This window comes from Leclercia sp. 119287, assembly GCF_009734485.1.
GTDB lineage: Bacteria > Pseudomonadota > Gammaproteobacteria > Enterobacterales > Enterobacteriaceae > Enterobacter > Enterobacter adecarboxylatus_C.
In genome coordinates this window covers 2,753,480-2,771,468 of sequence record NZ_CP046445.1, presented here as the reverse complement: position 1 = coordinate 2,771,468, position 17,989 = coordinate 2,753,480, and the positions used below count along the sequence as shown (strand labels likewise).

The following is a 17,989-nucleotide window of genomic DNA, read 5'->3' as shown; positions in this document are numbered from 1 at the left end:
AGCGCTGAATTAAGGTGGTAGGGGTGATTTGCTTTTATAAATTAGGTGGAAGTTATGGAATACCTTATCGATGAGATCGACCGCCGGATTCTGGCCTGTCTGGTGGAGGATGCGCGCATGTCGCTGAAGGTGTTGAGCGGTCGGGTGGGGCTCACGTCACCCAGCACGGCAGAGCGGTTAAAAAGGCTGGAGGAGCGGGGCGTCGTTCAGGGATACGGCGCCCGGGTGAACCTGGCGGCGTTAGGCTATACCCTGCAAGCGCTGGTGCGCGTGCGCCCGTTGCCGGGGTTATTGCATAAGGTAGATAAATATATCCAGGCGATGCCGGAGTGTATTGAAAGCGACAAAGTGACCGGCGAGGACTGTTTGTCATCAGGCTGGTGGTGCGCTCGATCGCGCAGCTGGATATGCTGCTTGATGGGCTGGCGGAACATGCCCAGTGCAATACGTCGATTGTGAAGAGTTCACCGGTCACCCGTCGGTTGCCACCGTTGTAGGTGGATGTCGCCGGGTGGCGGCTGCGCCTTACCCGGCCTACGGTTCGGTTTTGTAGCCCCGGTAAGCGCAGCACCACCGGGGAAAACAGGTGCGCAGAAGCCGGATAATGCCGTTGATTTGGTTTTTTTTCAGAGATGTGATGGTGGTGGGGGAAGGATAACTCGGCTGCGCCTCGCCCTTCGGGTCGTTGCCTGCGGCAACGCTTTCTCGCTGCGCTCGAATCGAACCTTAGTCGAAGCTTCTCATCCTTCCCTGCATCGGAAGAATATAAGGCAATGTGCTTGTTTGAGAGTCGGTATGCTTTGAAGGTGATGGTGGTGGGGGAAGGATTCGAACCTTCGAAGTCGATGACGGCAGATTTACAGTCTGCTCCCTTTGGCCGCTCGGGAACCCCACCAGGGGCAATTCACATTTTGAGGTAAAGCTTGAAGATGGTGGTGGGGGAAGGATTATTTGTCGCTCCGCTCCTCACCCTTCGGGCCGTTGCCTCTGGCAACGTTGTCTCGCTTTCGCTCGACCCTTAATCGAAGGTTCTCACCCTTCCCGATAAGTGCAAACTTCGCTATATCTCATCGGTGTTACCACATCGCTGTGGTGAATAATGGTGGTGGGGGAAGGATTCGAACCTTCGAAGTCGATGACGGCAGATTTACAGTCTGCTCCCTTTGGCCGCTCGGGAACCCCACCACGGGGTAATGCTTTTACTGGCCTGCTTCCTTGCGGGAAGCGGGGCGCATCATATCAAATGACGCGCCCCTGTAAAGACTTCCTTTGCTAAATTGAATCGTTTGCCTGATTTTTATGCATAAAGCCGCAAAGCTAATCAATTCATTTTATAAAGGATTAAAGAATTATCGTTCTGTTACCGTACACAAAGACACGCTGCGCCAGCACCTGATACAGCGCCCGGCTTAACACATTTTTCTCAACGTCGCGTCCGGCACGCATCATATCTTCTGCCGTGTAGGTGTGATCGACATGAATCACGTCCTGCATGATGATTGGGCCTTCATCCAGGTTGTCATTCACGTAGTGCGCCGTGGCGCCAATGATCTTCACGCCGCGCTCGTACGCCTGGTGATAAGGACGCGCCCCGATAAAGGCCGGCAGGAACGAGTGGTGAATATTGATGATCTTATTCGGGAACCGCGCGACGAAGGATGGCGTCAGCACGCGCATGTATTTCGCCAGCACCACGTAATCCGGGTTATGCGCTTCGATGGCCTGCGCCATTAAATTGTCATGCTCTTCGCGGGTGTGGCCCTCATGGCTGACCAACTCAAACGGAATATCAAAGCGCTCAACCAGGGTGCGCAGCGTCTCGTGGTTGCCAATGACCGCGGCGATCTCCACATCCAGACCGCCGTAGTTGGCTTTCATCAGCAGATCGCCCAGACAGTGGGCCTCTTTGGTGACCAGAATCACCACACGGCGACGACCGGCGGGAGTCAGCTCGCGCACGGAACCTTCCGGCAGCGCGCCGTCCAGATCGGCCAGCAGCGTCACGTCATTGAAAATCCCTTCCAGCTCGGTACGCATAAAGAAGCGGCCGGTACGGTGATCAACAAACTCGTTGTTCTGCACGATGTTAAGTTCATGCTTATAGCAGATGTTGGTAATACGGGCGATCAGCCCTTTCTGGTCGGGACAAATGGTGCGCAGCACTTTGCGTTGTGTTGATTGCATTGCCGGAAAATCCTTTGCATGTTTGCTGAAACGGTGTCGTCAGGCCTTATTGCCCGCAACACTTTTTAAATTTTTTACCTGAACCACAGGGGCAGGGGTCATTACGACCGAACTGCGGACGCGTACCATCAATATAGTACCACCGTCCGCCTTCCTTTAAGAAACGCGAGCGTTCGATGATGGCGCCCGCTTTCCCCTGCTCGGTAAAGCGGGCAACAAAACTGACAAATCCCTCGTTTTCGTCCTTGCCTACTGCCGTTTCGTACTGGGTCAGACCGGCCCATTGCGTATTCGCAAAACCGGCCTCGATCTCCTGACGAAAATCAACAGCATGGCACGATGGGTGCCAGGTCTTAACCAGGTAGTCTGCGTCCCGCATCACAAAAGCAGTATATCGGGACCGCATAAGTGAGGCCGGGTCCGGTGCAACCTGTTCACCAGTAAGATATCGCTGGCAACATAGGCTATACTCGTGAGCGCTACCGCAGGGACAGAGTTGAGACACGATGCTCTTCCTGAAACTAAAAATGAATGGCGCATTACGCCAGGGTGGCACTATGTTAACTGAGCGGTTGCAATGACGCTATGCCAGGAATCCAGGGGACGTTAAACAGGGCTAATGAGAAAAGTTAAAATCGGACTGGCGTTGGGCTCGGGAGCAGCCCGGGGCTGGTCACATATTGGTGTGATCAACGCCTTACAACGTTTAGGTATCGAAATTGATATTGTCGCAGGCTGTTCAATAGGTTCTCTGGTGGGGGCCGCTTATTCGTGTGGCAAACTCCCCGAGCTGGAAACCTGGGTACGATCCTTTAGCTACTGGGACGTCCTGCGCCTGATGGATCTCTCCTGGCAACGTGGTGGGTTATTACGCGGTGAGCGCGTCTTCAACCGTTTCCGCCAGGTTATGCCCCTGACAGAATTCTCCAGCTGCCAGATGCCTTTCGGTGCGGTTGCGACCAACCTCAGCACCGGCCGTGAAATCTGGTTCACCGAAGGCGATATCCATCTTGCCGTACGCGCCTCCTGCAGCATGCCGGGCCTGATGGCGCCGGTTCCGCACAATGGCTACTGGCTGGTGGACGGCGGCGTTGTTAATCCTGTACCGATTTCACTGACCCGCGCGATGGGGGCCGACATCGTGATTGCGGTCGATCTCCAGCATGATGCCCACCTGATGCAGCAGGACCTGATGCCGGTAAATACCCAAACGGATGATGGTGCACTTGACGATCTCGCCTGGCATGAACGCCTGCGCGGACGTCTGAGCCGTGTGGCGACGCGTAAACGGGTCGCTGCGCCGACGGCGATGGAGATTATGACCACCTCGATTCAGGTGCTGGAAAATCGCCTGAAACGCAATCGAATGGCGGGTGACCCGCCGGATATATTGATTCAACCTTTTTGTCCACAAATTTCAACGCTCGATTTCCATCGTGCAGAGGCGGCAATAACCGCTGGCGCACAGGCAGTCGAAAAGAAAATGGATGAATTATTACCTTTGGTGCGGGCTTCTGCCTGAGCACGCTTTTTTTGATTACTTCAGCAAAATCTGACAGGCGATAGTACCGATAGCATGCCACTATTGATCTATTGTCAGCGCCGGGAGAAACCATGACACAACCATTAGCCGGGAAACAAATTCTTATAGTTGAAGACGAGCCTGTTTTCCGCTCACTACTGGATTCGTGGCTTTCATCACTGGGAGCAACAACAGCACTTGCAGGGGATGGCGTGGACGCCCTGGAAAAAATGGCAGGGCTGAAGCCCGATCTTATGATTTGCGATATCGCCATGCCGCGGATGAACGGCCTGAAGCTGGTGGAGCATTTACGTAACGCGGGGGATCAGATCCCCATCCTCGTTATTTCCGCGACCGAGAATATGGCCGACATCGCCAAAGCGTTGCGTCTGGGGGTGCAGGATGTCCTGCTTAAGCCGGTGAAAGATCTTAATCGCCTGCGTGAAACTGTCCTCGCGTGCCTCTATCCCAATATGTTTAATTCGCGGGTAGAAGAAGAGGAGCGACTCTTTCAGGACTGGGATGCGCTGGTTAATAACCCCACTGCGGCGGCAAAGCTTTTACAGGAATTGCAGCCTCCGGTGCAACAGAACATCTCCGGTTGCAAAGTGAATTACCGTCAGCTGATGGCCGCCGATCAACCTGGACTGGTGCTGGATATCGCCCCGTTATCCGATAACGATCTGGCATTTTATTGTCTGGATGTTACCCGGGCGGGGGATAATGGCGTGCTGGCTGCGTTATTATTACGCGCCCTGTTTAATGGCTTGCTCCAGGAACAACTTTCTCATCAGGGACAACGCCTGCCAGAGTTGGGGAGTTTACTTAAACAGGTTAACCAGCTGCTGCGTCAGGCAAGTTTACCCGGACAATTTCCGTTACTGGTCGGTTATTACCACAGCGGCCTGAAAAATTTGATTCTGGTTTCTGCCGGTCTTAATGCCACGCTTAATACTGGCGAACATCATATTCAGGTCAGCAACGGCGTTCCGTTAGGAACCTTAGGCAATACCTATCTCAATCAAATAAGCCACCGCTGCACCTCATGGCAATGTCAAATTTGGGGAACAGGAGGGCGGTTACGCTTAATGTTGTCCACGGAATAATCAGTTGGAATTTAAACGGTAGATAGCTTTACCGCCGTTTCATTGGCAATGCTACTATCGGTGCAAGTTATCATTCGTATTTATCCTAATTAAGCGGTAGCGCGTCCTTTTCAGACCCGGACTTCACCCTCCGACTGATATACTGAACGCGTTATTAATGCAGACTAAAGTTCAAAACATGAACAGTTCAGGAGAGTTTCAATGGCTGCCGTAAATTCGAAAGTGACAAAGGCCGTTATCCCGGTTGCCGGGTTGGGAACCAGGATGCTGCCAGCAACGAAGGCAATTCCAAAAGAGATGCTGCCACTCGTTGATAAGCCATTAATCCAGTATGTGGTCAACGAATGTATTGCCGCCGGCATTACTGAAATTGTGCTGGTAACACATTCATCCAAAAACTCTATCGAAAACCATTTCGATACCAGTTTTGAACTCGAAGCCATGCTGGAAAAACGTGTTAAGCGTCAGCTTCTGCAGGAAGTGCAGTCTATTTGCCCGCCGCACGTTACTATTATGCAGGTTCGTCAGGGGCTGGCAAAAGGTCTGGGCCATGCGGTGCTGTGTGCTCATCCGGTTGTAGGTAACGAGCCGGTGGCGGTTATTTTACCGGACGTTATTCTCGACGAGTTTGAATCCGATCTGTCTCAGGATAACCTGGCAGAAATGATTAAACGTTTCGATGAAACCGGCAGCAGCCAGATCATGGTTGAGCCGGTTGAAGATGTGACCGCATACGGCGTTGTAGACTGCAAAGGCGTGGAGATGAACCCGGGCGACAGCGTGCCTATGGTGGGCGTGGTTGAGAAGCCAAAAGCCGACGTAGCGCCATCTAATCTGGCTGTGGTGGGGCGTTATGTCCTGAGCGCAGAGATTTGGCCGCTGCTGGCGAAAACGCCTCCAGGCGCCGGAGATGAAATCCAGCTGACCGACGGCATCGACATGCTGATCGAAAAAGAGACCGTTGAAGCCTACCATATGAAAGGTAAGAGCCATGACTGCGGTAATAAACTCGGTTACATGCAGGCCTTTGTTGAATATGGTATTCGCCACCAGTCACTGGGTGAGGAATTTAAAGACTGGCTGAAAGATACGCTGGACATTAAAAACTAACCAGACGCTGATGCGTAAGCAAAAACCGGTGATAGCCTGGCTACACCGGTTTTTTTATGCGCTTTTGATAGGGGCTCGGGCTCAGAGGAATAGTAGAGGATAAAATTTATATGACAGCATGTAACCGAATGTCACACCGTATAAAATACAGGCATAAAAAATCCCGCATTAAGCGGGATTTTCGGATAACTTGCTAACTTATTCCTGAATCAGGAAGTCGTCCAGTTGTTTACCTTGCTCGTCCATGGCTTTTTTGATAACAGCTGGAGTGCGACCCTGGCCAGTCCAGGTTTTAGATTCGCCGTTCTCATCGATGTAGCTATATTTAGCCGGGCGTGCAGCACGTTTAGCTTTGGTGCCTGTTTTAGCGGCAGCCATGCTGTTCAGCAATTCGTTTGGATCAATACCATCAGCGATCAGCATTTCACGATATTGCTGCAGTTTACGAGTACGTTCTTCGATCTCAGCAGCCGCGGCGTTTTCTTCTTCACGACGCTCATTAACCACGACTTCTAATTTCTCCAGCATTTCTTCAAGCGTTTCCAGAGTACATTCTCTCGCCTGGGCACGAAGAGTACGGATGTTGTTCAGAATTTTAAGTGCTTCGCTCATTGTAGTAATCTCAAACTTATAATGTGGGGGGTTTGTTGAAGTAATAATAGAGGCATAAATTGATATATGCAATAGGTCAGAATGTAAGGAATTCAAAAAACACCTAATATTTGTCACTATTATTAATATCGTTAACTTAAATTCCAGCGGCGAAAAGAGGGCTACGTTATCAACAGATGTGTAGTAAACCTGACGGCTAACTCTTTTTTTGTGGGTAATTTTATCTGCGATTATTGTTACTCAGGATAAATATCAACCTTTCGTATTAGTACTGGAAACACGGTTGACCGCTGAAACAGTTAATTATTCCTGCCTCATTTTTGACTCTGTTAGTCCATTAAAATAATAGATTTTTCCTGAACTTACCGATTTTAAAGCCGTTATTCATTTGATGTTTTAACCTGCCTTTGCCGCTGCCTGTTGTATATCCAGGCAGGGAAACAATGCCCCGAACTGCCGACAAAGCGCGCTGTAGCACGGAAGACCAGACAAAATATGGTACAATCGCGCATCGGTAATAATACACATTGATTAGGGTTTAACGGCCAATGGCACAACTGTATTTCTACTATTCAGCAATGAACGCAGGTAAGTCGACCGCATTACTGCAATCCTCCTACAATTACCAGGAGCGCGGGATGCAGACCCTGGTTTACACCGCAGAGATTGACGATCGTTTCGGTAGCGGAAAGGTTAGCTCGCGAATTGGTCTCTCGTCACCGGCAAAGCTATATAACCCACAAACCAATCTGCTGGAAGAGATCCGCGCAGAGGTTGCTACTCAGGCTGTGCATTGTGTGCTGGTGGATGAGAGCCAGTTTTTAACGCGCCAGCAGGTGCATGAGTTATCAGAAGTGGTCGACGAACTGGATATTCCGGTGCTCTGTTATGGCCTGCGTACTGATTTTCGCGGCGAGCTGTTTATTGGCAGTCAGTATTTACTGGCCTGGTCGGATAAACTGGTTGAATTGAAAACCATCTGTTTCTGCGGCCGTAAAGCGAGTATGGTGCTGCGTCTCGATCAGGCTGGCAAACCCTATGCTGAAGGCGAGCAGGTAGTGATTGGCGGCAATGAGCGCTATGTATCCGTCTGCCGTAAGCATTATAAAGAAGCGCTGGTTGTAGGCTCTCTGACGGCCATTCAGGATACCTGTCGTCGTTAACGACGCTATTTCATCTCTCTGTTATCCCTGGAGCACAGACATAAAAAAACCCGCCGGAGCGGGTTTTTTATTTAGCGATTAATTAAGCGCTTTTCTTCGCTTTCTTTTCCGCTTTGACTACGACGTCTACAGCAGGTGCAGCTGATGCCGCTACGCCTTCAGAGTATTCACGGCCGTAGTAAGTATCCAGCAGGATCTGTTTCAGCTCTGCGATCAGTGGGTAGCGCGGGTTCGCACCAGTACACTGGTCATCAAAGGCATCTTCAGACAGCTTGTCAACGTGTGCCAGGAAGTCAGCTTCCTGAACGCCCGCTTCACGGATAGACTTAGGAATACCCAGTTCCGCTTTGATGCTATCCAGCCATGCCAGCAGCTTCTCGATCTTCGCAGCAGTGCGGTCACCAGGCGCGCTCAGGCCCAGGTGGTCAGCGATTTCTGCATAGCGACGACGAGCCTGCGGACGGTCGTACTGGCTGAATGCGGTCTGCTTAGTCGGGTTGTCGTTAGCGTTGTAACGGATAACGTTAGAAATCAGCAGGGCGTTCGCCAGACCGTGAGGAATGTGGAACTGAGAGCCCAGCTTGTGCGCCATGGAGTGACACACACCCAGGAAGGCGTTAGCAAACGCGATACCGGCGATGGTGGCAGCACTGTGCACACGCTCACGGGCAACAGGGTTTTTAGAGCCTTCGTTGTAAGACGCTGGCAGGTTCTCTTTCAGCAGTTTAAGCGCCTGCAGAGCCTGGCCGTCAGAGAACTCAGAGGCCAGCACGGAAACGTAAGCTTCCAGGGCGTGAGTTACTGCATCCAGACCACCGAACGCACAGAGTGATTTCGGCATATCCATCACCAGGTTGGCATCAACAATCGCCATATCCGGGGTCAGCGCATAGTCTGCCAGTGGGTATTTCTGACCGGTTGCATCGTCGGTTACAACGGCAAACGGCGTCACTTCAGAACCGGTACCGGAAGTGGTGGTGACGGCGATCATTTTCGCTTTCACGCCCATTTTCGGGAACTTGTAGATACGTTTACGGATATCCATAAAGCGCAGCGCCAGCTCTTCGAAGTGCGTTTCCGGGTGTTCGTACATGACCCACATGATTTTGGCTGCATCCATTGGGGAGCCGCCGCCCAGCGCGATGATCACGTCTGGTTTGAAGGAGTTTGCCAGCTCTGCACCTTTGCGAACAACGGTCAGGGTTGGGTCAGCTTCTACTTCGAAGAACACTTCAGTTTCCACACCAGCAGCTTTCAGCACAGAGGTGATCTGGTCTGCGTAGCCGTTGTTGAACAGGAAACGGTCGGTCACGATGAGCGCACGTTTGTGGCCATCAGTAATCACTTCATCCAGCGCGATTGGCAGAGAGCCGCGGCGGAAGTAGATAGATTTCGGAAGTTTATGCCACAACATGTTTTCAGCTCGCTTAGCAACGGTTTTCTTGTTGATCAGGTGCTTAGGACCAACGTTCTCAGAGATGGAGTTACCACCCCATGAACCACAACCCAGAGTCAGGGAAGGCGCGAGTTTAAAGTTATACAGGTCACCGATACCACCCTGAGAAGCAGGGGTGTTGATCAGGATACGTGCAGTTTTCATCATCTGGCCGAAGTGCGCGACACGTTCAGGCTGGTTATCCTGGTCGGTGTACAGGCAGGAGGTATGACCGATACCGCCCATGGCAACCAGTTTCTCTGCTTTAACGACCGCGTCTTCAAAATCTTTCGCGCGGTACATTGCCAGCGTTGGAGACAGTTTTTCGTGAGCAAACGGCTCGCTCTCGTCAACGACACTCACTTCACCAATCAGGATCTTAGTGGTAGCCGGAACGGTGAAGCCTGCCAGTTCAGCGATTTTGTATGCTGGCTGACCTACGATGGCGGCGTTCAGTGCGCCATTTTTCAGAATGATATCCTGAACGGCTTTCAGCTCTTTGCCCTGCAGCAGATAGCCGCCGTGGCTGGCGAAACGTTCGCGAACGGCATCGTATGCGGAGTCAACAACCACAACGGACTGCTCGGAAGCACAGATAACGCCGTTGTCGAAGGTTTTAGACATCAGTACGGATGCAACAGCACGTTTGATATCGGCGGTTTCGTCGATAACAACCGGGGTGTTACCTGCACCTACGCCGATAGCCGGTTTACCGGAGCTATACGCGGCTTTAACCATGCCTGGACCACCGGTCGCAAGGATCAGGTTAATGTCAGGGTGGTGCATCAGTGCGTTAGACAGCTCCACAGAAGGTTGATCGATCCAGCCGATCAGATCTTTCGGTGCACCTGCAGCGATCGCCGCTTGCAGAACGATATCGGCCGCTTTGTTGGTCGCATCTTTAGCACGTGGGTGTGGAGAGAAAATGATTGCGTTACGCGTCTTCAGGCTGATGAGCGATTTGAAGATAGCAGTAGAAGTTGGGTTGGTTGTCGGAACGATACCGCAGATGATACCGATAGGTTCTGCAATGGTGATGGTACCGAAAGTGTCATCTTCAGACAGGACGCCGCAAGTCTTCTCATCTTTATAGGCGTTGTAGATATACTCAGAAGCGAAGTGGTTTTTAATCACTTTATCTTCAACGATACCCATACCGGATTCGGCAACGGCCATTTTAGCGAGAGGGATTCGAGCATCTGCAGCAGCCAGAGCGGCGGCGCGGAAGATTTTATCAACCTGTTCTTGGGTGAAATTGGCATATTCACGCTGGGCTTTTTTTACGCGCTCTACAAGTGCGTTAAGCTCTGCGACATTAGTAACAGCCATAATGCTCTCCTGATAATGTTAAACTCTTTTAGTAAATCAGCTGCTCGACACGAAAACAGTATAGTCAGCGCCTTTGCCACTTGCTTAACTTACATAAAAACAAGGTGTTAACGTTTTTATCGTTCCCCTGATTTACTAAAAGAGCCTCCCATCAGTAGCCTACGTTCAGATACTGAATCTCCGTGGTGGCGTAATCAAGATTACTCACTTCTGAGTACGGAAAACATGATCTGTATCAATTTATCCATAAGCTGATACCTTTCAGCAGGGGTATTTTGGGGCGTTTTATCAGATGTTAAATAATTGCAAAAGCAATTGAACCACAGGAATGCATTTAGTACACAAATATTTTACAGCGTCAAACCACTATAATTCGCAATATTGTGATGAAGTGCATGCGCAAAAAGCGTATCTTCTGCGCGGTTATTGGTGTTGCCACCTCTTTATCTTGAGTCTTGCTTATCAGCGGAGCTAACTGTGAGCCTATCGCTCTTTGATTTTCCTACCTATTTTAAGTTTTTTATCGGTCTGTTCGCGCTGGTTAACCCGGTGGGCATTATTCCTGTCTTTATCAGTATGACCAGCTATCAGACCGCGCTTGCCAGAAATAAGACCAACCTGACGGCAAACCTGTCGGTTGCGATCATCCTGCTGACCTCTCTTTATCTTGGCGACTCTATATTGCAGATTTTTGGCATCTCTATTGATTCGTTCCGGATTGCCGGCGGGATCCTGGTGGTAACCATCGCGATGTCGATGATCAGCGGCAAATTGGGTGAAGACAAACAAAACAAACAAGAAAAATCAGAGACGGCTATCCGCGAAAGTATTGGCGTGGTGCCGCTGGCGTTGCCCTTAATGGCGGGGCCGGGTGCCATCAGTTCCACCATCGTCTGGGGAACGCGCTACCACAATCTAATGCATCTGATTGGCTTCTCGATTGCCATTGCGCTGTTTGCGTTCTGCTGTTGGGGCGTATTCCGTATTGCCCCCTGGCTGGTGCGACTGCTTGGCCAGACCGGCATTAACGTTATCACCCGTATTATGGGTTTGCTGCTGATGGCGCTGGGGATTGAATTTATTGTGACCGGGCTGAAATCAATATTTCCGGGCTTATTGAGTTAACCATTTCAAATGAAAGCGCGGCGCCAGTGGCGCCGTTTTTTTTGTCATTATCAGCAAATCATATAATGAAAGTTGAAAATCGCTTTAACTATAATAAATTTTACTAATAATTTTGTTTTGTTAACTATCAAACACTTGGCTCCCACCCCGACAGCGTCCTGGTCACATTCCGCGCAATAAGACTGTTATTTTACTCACACGATACTCTGGGGCTTGCTGCGGGATAACTGAGATGATATTAGTAATTTGATGAATGAATTAGATGAATGTGCTAAATAATAGACAGTTGTTAATTTTTTGTACAAACAACACCTCGTCTTCAGCACTGCGACGCCACCGTCGAGCACACTTTCTACATCCCATTGAAAAGCGAAGGTTTTCTTGGCTTTTGATGCGCGGCAGGGTAGCCCACAGCTTAACGGTAACTTCCGTAAAAGAGAATTGGTTAACAAATTTGCAAAATGTATTGGCACCCGGGAAAGCCATTTGGTACTTTCCGGCCTTATATTTTCCGCAGAAATCTTTTAGATGAGAATCTTTTTCATTAACGATTCTGATCTAAAAGAATTAAGACGGGCCTCGACAGGGGAGGCCTGTTAAGAATCGACGCAAGGCGGCCAGACGAGCCGTTAGTAATAGTAAAGTCGGTGATAGCGAGAAGTAAAAACGCCTGACAGCAGCATAAACTCCTACGTTGTCAGGGAACCCCAAAAAAGGGGAATTAAACAGGCTGGTAAAAAACCAGTAATTATAAAGAGTGGAGTATCAACACAATGTCCAACATCACAAAAAAAAGTCTGGTCGCGGCGGGGATTTTAACTGCGCTAATCGCGGGCAACGTTGCAATGGCTGCTGACGTACCTGCTGGGGTTCAGCTGGCGGAGAAGCAAACGCTGGTGCGTAACAACGGTGCTGAGGTTCAGTCTCTGGATCCGCACAAAATTGAAGGTGTACCGGAGTCAAACGTTAACCGCGACCTGTTCGAAGGTCTGCTGGTTACTGACGTAGACGGTCACCCGGTTGCCGGGGTTGCTGAAAAATGGGAAAACAAAGACTTTAAAGTCTGGACCTTCCACCTGCGTAAAGACGCAAAATGGTCTGACGGTTCTCCGGTTACCGCACAAGATTTCGTTTATAGCTGGCAGCGCCTGGCGGATCCAAACACCGCCTCTCCGTATGCGAGCTATCTGCAGTATGGCCATATCGCCAATATCGATGACATCATCACCGGCAAAAAACCGATTACCGACCTCGGCGTAAAAGCGATCGATGACAATACCTTCGAAGTGACCCTGAGCGAGCCAGTCCCGTATTTCTACAAATTGCTGGTTCACCCGTCCGTTTCCCCTGTTCCAAAAGCAGCGGTTGAGAAATTCGGCGAGAAGTGGACCCAGCCTGCCAATATCGTTACCAACGGCGCCTACAAGCTGAAAGCCTGGGTTGTTAACGAGCGTATCGACCTGGAGCGTAATACTAATTACTGGGATAACGCGAAAACCGTAATCAATCAGGTCACCTACCTGCCAATCTCTTCTGAAGTGACTGACGTTAACCGCTACCGCAGCGGCGAAATCGACATGACCTATAACAACATGCCGATCGAACTGTTCCAAAAGCTGAAAAAAGAGATCCCGGCTGAAGTTCACGTTGACCCGTATCTGTGTACCTATTACTACGAAATCAACAACCAGAAAGCGCCATTCACCGACGTTCGCGTGCGTACCGCGCTTAAGCTGGCACTGGATCGCGATATCATCGTGAATAAAGTGAAAAACCAGGGCGACCTGCCGGCTTATAGTTACACCCCGCCGTATACCGATGGCGCGAAGCTGACCGAGCCAGAATGGTTCAAAATGACCCAGGAACAGCGTAATGCTGAAGCGAAGAAACTGCTGGCCGAAGCCGGTTATACCGCCGACAAGCCGCTGGCCTTTAGCCTGCTGTACAATACCTCCGATCTGCATAAAAAACTGGCTATCGCCGTCTCCTCCATCTGGAAGAAAAACCTGGGTGCGAACGTGAAGCTGGAAAACCAGGAGTGGAAAACCTTCCTGGACAGCCGTCATCAGGGCACCTTTGATGTGGCGCGTGCAGGCTGGTGTGCGGACTATAACGAACCAACCTCCTTCCTGAACACCATGCTGAGCGACAGCTCGAACAACACCGCGCACTATAAGAGCGCAGAGTTCGATAAGCTGATCGGCGATACCCTGAAAGTCACGGACGAAGCGCAGCGCGCTGAGCTGTATTCGAAAGCAGAACAGCAGCTTGATAAAGACTCTGCGATCGTGCCGGTTTACTACTACGTGAACGCCCGTCTGGTGAAACCGTGGGTAGGTGGTTATACCGGTAAAGACCCGATGGATAATATCTACGTTAAAAACTTGTATATCATCAAGCATTAATGGCAATGAGTGGGGCGGGCGATGCCTGCCCCACGGTGTCTACTCATCGTAATACTATATAGGCACACGCCAGAAGGTACGGGCAATGTTGAAATTTATCCTACGTCGCTGTCTTGAAGCGATCCCAACGCTTTTTATTCTCATAACGATCTCCTTCTTTATGATGCGTCTCGCGCCGGGCAGTCCATTTACCGGTGAACGTACGCTGCCGCCTGAAGTCATGGCGAATATCGAAGCGAAATACCATTTAAACGATCCGATCTCCACCCAGTATTTCAATTATCTGAAGCAGCTGGCGCACGGCGATTTTGGACCGTCATTTAAATATAAAGACTATTCCGTAAACGATCTGGTGGCGTCCAGCTTCCCCGTTTCGGCTAAATTAGGCGCCGCGGCATTTTTACTGGCCGTTATTCTTGGCGTCACGGCGGGCGTGATTGCCGCGCTGAATCAAAATACCAAATGGGACTACGCCGTAATGGGGGTGGCAATGACCGGGGTCGTCATACCGAGTTTTGTCGTCGCACCCTTGCTGGTCATGATATTCGCTATCACCCTTAAATGGTTGCCCGGCGGCGGCTGGAATGGCGGGGCGCTGCAGTACATGATTCTGCCGATGGTGGCGCTGTCACTGGCCTATATTGCCAGCATTGCGCGTATTACCCGTGGTTCGATGATTGAAGTCCTGCACTCCAACTTCATCCGTACCGCACGCGCGAAAGGGCTGCCAATGCGCCGGATTATTTTCCGTCATGCGTTGAAACCTGCGTTATTGCCGGTTCTCTCTTATTTAGGCCCAGCGTTCGTCGGTATCATTACCGGTTCAATGGTTATCGAGACCATCTATGGTCTGCCTGGTATCGGCCAGCTGTTCGTTAACGGCGCCCTTAACCGCGACTACTCTCTGGTATTGAGTCTGACCATCCTCGTCGGTGCGCTGACCATTTTCTTTAACGCGATCGTCGATGTGCTGTATGCCGTCATCGATCCGAAAATCCGCTACTGACACTGGAGCTCGCCATGATGTTAAGTAAGAAAAATAGCGAGGCGCTGGAAAACTTCAGTGAAAAACTGGAAGTCGAAGGACGCAGTCTCTGGCAGGATGCCCGCCGTCGCTTTATGCACAACCGCGCGGCGGTTGCCAGCCTGATTGTGCTGGTGATTATCGCCCTGTTTGTGACCTTAGCGCCGATGCTGTCGCAGTTCACCTACTTCGATACCGACTGGGGCATGATGTCCAGCGCACCGGATAGCGAATCGGGCCACTACTTCGGCACCGACTCCTCCGGGCGTGACCTGCTGGTCCGTGTGGCCATCGGCGGGCGTATCTCGCTGATGGTGGGTATTGCCGCGGCCTTCGTGGCGGTGATTCTGGGTACTCTGTACGGATCGCTGTCCGGCTATCTCGGCGGTAAAGTCGATTCGGTGATGATGCGTATCCTTGAGATCCTCAACTCCTTCCCGTTCATGTTCTTTGTGATCCTGCTGGTGACCTTCTTCGGTCAGAACATCCTGCTGATCTTCGTTGCTATCGGCATGGTTTCCTGGCTGGACATGGCACGTATCGTGCGCGGCCAGACCCTGAGCCTGAAGCGCAAAGAGTTTATCGAAGCGGCGCAGGTGGGTGGGGTCTCTACCGGCAATATCGTGGTCCGTCATATCGTCCCGAACGTGCTGGGCGTGGTGGTGGTGTATGCCTCCCTGCTGGTGCCGAGCATGATCCTGTTTGAGTCCTTCCTCAGCTTCCTGGGTCTGGGTACCCAAGAGCCGCTGAGCAGCTGGGGTGCATTGCTCAGCGATGGCGCGAACTCGATGGAAGTATCACCGTGGCTGCTGCTGTTCCCGGCAGGTTTCCTGGTCGTGACACTGTTTTGTTTCAACTTTATCGGCGATGGCCTGCGTGATGCCCTCGATCCGAAAGACCGTTAAGGAGCGCCGCCATGACCATTATTGAAACGGCATCTGCGCCACAAACCCAACAGCAGGGCAATGCGCTGCTGGATGTGAAAGATCTGCGCGTCACCTTTAAAACGCCGGATGGCGATGTCACCGCGGTAAACGATCTCAACTTCAGCCTGCGGGCGGGTGAGACGCTGGGGATCGTGGGTGAATCCGGTTCCGGTAAATCCCAGACGGCCTTCGCGCTGATGGGGCTGCTGGCACAAAATGGCGTCATCGGGGGGGCTGCCACCTTTAACGGCAAACAGATCCTCAACCTGCCGGAAAACGAGCTGAACAAGCTGCGCGCCGAGCAGATCTCGATGATTTTCCAGGATCCGATGACCTCCCTGAACCCGTATATGCGGGTGGGCGAGCAGCTGATGGAAGTGCTGATGCTGCATAAAGGGCTGGGCAAAGCCGAAGCCTTTGAAGAGTCGGTGAAAATGCTGGATGCGGTGAAAATGCCTGAAGCGCGTAAGCGTATGCGCATGTTCCCGCATGAGTTTTCCGGTGGGATGCGCCAGCGTGTGATGATCGCCATGGCCCTGCTGTGCCGGCCAAAACTGCTGATTGCCGATGAACCGACCACCGCGCTGGACGTGACCGTTCAGGCGCAGATCATGACCCTGCTGAACGAGCTGAAGCGCGAGTTCAATACGGCGATCATTATGATTACCCACGATCTGGGCGTGGTCGCCGGGATCTGCGACAAAGTGCTGGTGATGTATGCCGGTCGCACCATGGAGTACGGCAAAGCGCGGGATGTGTTCTACAACCCGGCACACCCGTACTCTATCGGCCTGCTGAACGCCGTTCCGCGTCTTGATGCGGAAGGGGAATCACTGCTGACTATTCCGGGCAACCCGCCAAACCTGCTGCGCCTGCCGACAGGCTGTCCGTTCCAGCCGCGTTGTCCGCACGCGATGGAGATCTGCAACAGCGCGCCACCGCTGGAAGAGTTTGCCCCAGGCCGTCTGCGTGCCTGCTTTAAGCCGTACGAGGAGCTGGTATGACTGTCATTGACGAAAAACGTAATGTCCTGCTCGAAATCGCGGATCTGAAAGTCCACTTTGATATCAAGGATGGCAAGCAGTGGTTCTGGCAGCCAGCCAAAACTCTGAAAGCGGTGGATGGTGTCACCCTGCGTCTGTACGAAGGGGAGACCCTGGGCGTGGTGGGTGAGTCAGGCTGCGGCAAATCTACCTTCGCGCGCGCGATTATTGGTCTGGTGAAAGCGACGGACGGCAAGGTGGCCTGGCTGGGCAAAGATCTGCTGGGGATGAAACCTGAAGAGTGGCGCGCGGTGCGTAGCGACATTCAGATGATTTTCCAGGATCCGCTGGCATCCCTGAACCCGCGTATGACCATCGGGGAGATCATCGCCGAGCCGCTGCGCACCTATCATCCGAAAATGCCACGTACTGAAGTGCGTGACCGCGTCAAAGCGATGATGATGAAAGTGGGCCTGCTGCCGAACCTTATCAACCGCTATCCGCACGAGTTCTCAGGCGGTCAGTGTCAGCGTATCGGGATTGCCCGCGCGCTGATCCTCGAGCCGAAACTGATTATCTGTGACGAACCGGTTTCGGCGCTGGACGTGTCGATCCAGGCGCAGGTGGTTAACCTGCTGCAAAAACTGCAGCGTGAGATGGGCCTGTCGCTGATCTTTATCGCCCACGATCTGGCGGTGGTGAAGCACATCTCCGATCGCGTGCTGGTGATGTATCTGGGTCATGCGGTAGAGCTGGGCACCTACGATGAGGTCTACCACAACCCGCTGCATCCTTATACCAAAGCCCTGATGTCTGCGGTGCCGGTCCCGGATCCGGATCTGGAGAAGAATAAAACTATTCAGCTTCTGGAAGGGGAACTGCCGTCGCCGATCAATCCGCCATCGGGCTGTGTGTTCCGTACCCGCTGCCCGATTGCCGGGCCGGAGTGCGCGAAAACACGTCCGGTGCTCGAAGGCAGCTTCCGCCATGCGGTTTCGTGCCTGAAGGTCGACCCGCTCTGAGTGGATAACAGGTATTAAAAAAGGCTGCATTCGCAGCCTTTTT

At 51.8% G+C, this 17,989-nt stretch carries 14 protein-coding genes, 2 tRNA genes, 2 other RNA genes and 1 pseudogene; 11 read left to right on the top strand and 8 right to left on the bottom strand.

The window, feature by feature from the left end:
• Window positions 1-54 precede the first annotated feature (54 nt).
• Window positions 55-497, top strand: a pseudogene (locus tag GNG27_RS13335) (Lrp/AsnC family transcriptional regulator).
• Window positions 498-638: 141 nt separating this feature from the next.
• Here GNG27_RS13335 and GNG27_RS13330 read toward each other — a convergent pair.
• The 6 genes from GNG27_RS13330 to GNG27_RS13305 all read right to left on the bottom strand — a co-directional run bounded on the left by GNG27_RS13330 (window position 639) and on the right by GNG27_RS13305 (window position 2,689).
• A non-coding RNA gene (locus tag GNG27_RS13330) (RtT sRNA) lies at window positions 639-765 on the bottom strand.
• A gap of 45 nt (window positions 766-810) precedes the next feature.
• Window positions 811-895: transfer RNA gene (locus GNG27_RS13325), tRNA-Tyr, on the bottom strand.
• 35 nt (window positions 896-930) lie between these two features.
• Window positions 931-1,057: non-coding RNA, RtT sRNA (locus tag GNG27_RS13320), on the bottom strand.
• A gap of 43 nt (window positions 1,058-1,100) precedes the next feature.
• Window positions 1,101-1,185: transfer RNA gene (locus GNG27_RS13315), tRNA-Tyr, on the bottom strand.
• Between the two features lie 156 nt (window positions 1,186-1,341).
• Window positions 1,342-2,184, bottom strand: a complete 843-nt coding sequence (gene purU, locus GNG27_RS13310; RefSeq protein WP_142489837.1) for a formyltetrahydrofolate deformylase — start codon at window positions 2,182-2,184, stop codon at window positions 1,342-1,344.
• Between the two features lie 46 nt (window positions 2,185-2,230).
• On the bottom strand, window positions 2,231-2,689 hold the full coding sequence (locus GNG27_RS13305; protein WP_142489836.1) for a YchJ family protein: 459 nt from the start codon (window positions 2,687-2,689) through the stop codon (window positions 2,231-2,233).
• A 114-nt stretch (window positions 2,690-2,803) separates the two neighbouring features.
• Between GNG27_RS13305 and rssA the strand changes: the two genes are divergently transcribed.
• From rssA to galU, 3 genes are all read left to right on the top strand, one after another.
• The gene (rssA, locus tag GNG27_RS13300; protein WP_156263974.1) at window positions 2,804-3,706 is read left to right on the top strand and encodes a patatin-like phospholipase RssA; all 903 of its coding nucleotides are present in this window, start codon (window positions 2,804-2,806) and stop codon (window positions 3,704-3,706) included.
• A gap of 92 nt (window positions 3,707-3,798) precedes the next feature.
• Window positions 3,799-4,812 (top strand): two-component system response regulator RssB, encoded by a 1,014-nt coding sequence (gene rssB, locus GNG27_RS13295; RefSeq protein ID WP_142490111.1) that lies wholly within the window; start codon window positions 3,799-3,801, stop codon window positions 4,810-4,812.
• Window positions 4,813-5,013: 201 nt separating this feature from the next.
• Window positions 5,014-5,922, top strand: a complete 909-nt coding sequence (galU, locus tag GNG27_RS13290; protein WP_142489834.1) for a UTP--glucose-1-phosphate uridylyltransferase GalU — start codon at window positions 5,014-5,016, stop codon at window positions 5,920-5,922.
• 198 nt (window positions 5,923-6,120) lie between these two features.
• Here the strand turns inward: galU and hns are convergent, their stop codons facing one another.
• A complete protein-coding gene (hns, locus tag GNG27_RS13285) occupies window positions 6,121-6,534 on the bottom strand; it encodes a histone-like nucleoid-structuring protein H-NS (RefSeq protein WP_039030686.1) in 414 nt (137 codons plus the stop codon).
• Between the two features lie 548 nt (window positions 6,535-7,082).
• Here hns and tdk point away from each other — a divergent pair.
• Complete coding sequence (gene tdk / locus GNG27_RS13280) at window positions 7,083-7,697, top strand: thymidine kinase (RefSeq protein ID WP_156263973.1); 615 nt, start codon at window positions 7,083-7,085, stop codon at window positions 7,695-7,697.
• An 82-nt stretch (window positions 7,698-7,779) separates the two neighbouring features.
• Here tdk and adhE read toward each other — a convergent pair whose 3' ends face one another.
• Complete coding sequence (gene adhE, locus GNG27_RS13275) at window positions 7,780-10,461, bottom strand: bifunctional acetaldehyde-CoA/alcohol dehydrogenase (protein ID WP_156263972.1); 2,682 nt, start codon at window positions 10,459-10,461, stop codon at window positions 7,780-7,782.
• Between the two features lie 477 nt (window positions 10,462-10,938).
• On the opposite strand from adhE, the gene GNG27_RS13270 reads away from it, so the two are divergent.
• The 6 genes from GNG27_RS13270 (at window position 10,939) to oppF (ending at window position 17,946) form a co-directional block, all read left to right on the top strand.
• Window positions 10,939-11,586, top strand: a complete 648-nt coding sequence (locus GNG27_RS13270) for a YchE family NAAT transporter (RefSeq protein WP_106993184.1) — start codon at window positions 10,939-10,941, stop codon at window positions 11,584-11,586.
• A gap of 773 nt (window positions 11,587-12,359) precedes the next feature.
• Complete coding sequence (gene oppA, locus GNG27_RS13265; protein ID WP_156263971.1) at window positions 12,360-13,991, top strand: oligopeptide ABC transporter substrate-binding protein OppA; 1,632 nt, start codon at window positions 12,360-12,362, stop codon at window positions 13,989-13,991.
• Between the two features lie 85 nt (window positions 13,992-14,076).
• Window positions 14,077-14,997, top strand: coding sequence for an oligopeptide ABC transporter permease OppB (gene oppB / locus GNG27_RS13260; protein ID WP_032611266.1), 921 nt, complete (start codon window positions 14,077-14,079; stop codon window positions 14,995-14,997).
• Between the two features lie 14 nt (window positions 14,998-15,011).
• Window positions 15,012-15,920, top strand: a complete 909-nt coding sequence (oppC, locus tag GNG27_RS13255) for an oligopeptide ABC transporter permease OppC (protein WP_142489830.1) — start codon at window positions 15,012-15,014, stop codon at window positions 15,918-15,920.
• Between the two features lie 11 nt (window positions 15,921-15,931).
• Window positions 15,932-16,945: an ABC transporter ATP-binding protein gene (locus GNG27_RS13250; protein ID WP_156263970.1), complete on the top strand. Its 1,014-nt coding sequence runs from the start codon at window positions 15,932-15,934 to the stop codon at window positions 16,943-16,945.
• Entirely contained in the window at window positions 16,942-17,946 is a 1,005-nt protein-coding gene (gene oppF / locus GNG27_RS13245; protein WP_142489828.1) for a murein tripeptide/oligopeptide ABC transporter ATP-binding protein OppF, read from the top strand. Before GNG27_RS13250 ends, oppF begins: the two co-directional genes overlap by 4 nt.
• Window positions 17,947-17,989: the final 43 nt, after the last annotated feature.

Bases quoted from the DNA above. Each gene is read 5' to 3' on its own strand.
- adhE (WP_156263972.1), bottom strand. From the start codon at position 10,461: ATGGCTGTTACTAATGTCGCAGAGCTTAACGCACTTGTAGAGCGCGTA.
- hns (WP_039030686.1), bottom strand. From the start codon at position 6,534: ATGAGCGAAGCACTTAAAATTCTGAACAACATCCGTACTCTTCGTGCC.
- oppC (WP_142489830.1), top strand. From the start codon at position 15,012: ATGATGTTAAGTAAGAAAAATAGCGAGGCGCTGGAAAACTTCAGTGAA.
- oppA (WP_156263971.1), top strand. From the start codon at position 12,360: ATGTCCAACATCACAAAAAAAAGTCTGGTCGCGGCGGGGATTTTAACT.
- rssA (WP_156263974.1), top strand. From the start codon at position 2,804: ATGAGAAAAGTTAAAATCGGACTGGCGTTGGGCTCGGGAGCAGCCCGG.
- oppB (WP_032611266.1), top strand. From the start codon at position 14,077: ATGTTGAAATTTATCCTACGTCGCTGTCTTGAAGCGATCCCAACGCTT.
- galU (WP_142489834.1), top strand. From the start codon at position 5,014: ATGGCTGCCGTAAATTCGAAAGTGACAAAGGCCGTTATCCCGGTTGCC.
- tdk (WP_156263973.1), top strand. From the start codon at position 7,083: ATGGCACAACTGTATTTCTACTATTCAGCAATGAACGCAGGTAAGTCG.
- purU (WP_142489837.1), bottom strand. From the start codon at position 2,184: ATGCAATCAACACAACGCAAAGTGCTGCGCACCATTTGTCCCGACCAG.
- rssB (WP_142490111.1), top strand. From the start codon at position 3,799: ATGACACAACCATTAGCCGGGAAACAAATTCTTATAGTTGAAGACGAG.
- oppF (WP_142489828.1), top strand. From the start codon at position 16,942: ATGACTGTCATTGACGAAAAACGTAATGTCCTGCTCGAAATCGCGGAT.
- GNG27_RS13250 (WP_156263970.1), top strand. From the start codon at position 15,932: ATGACCATTATTGAAACGGCATCTGCGCCACAAACCCAACAGCAGGGC.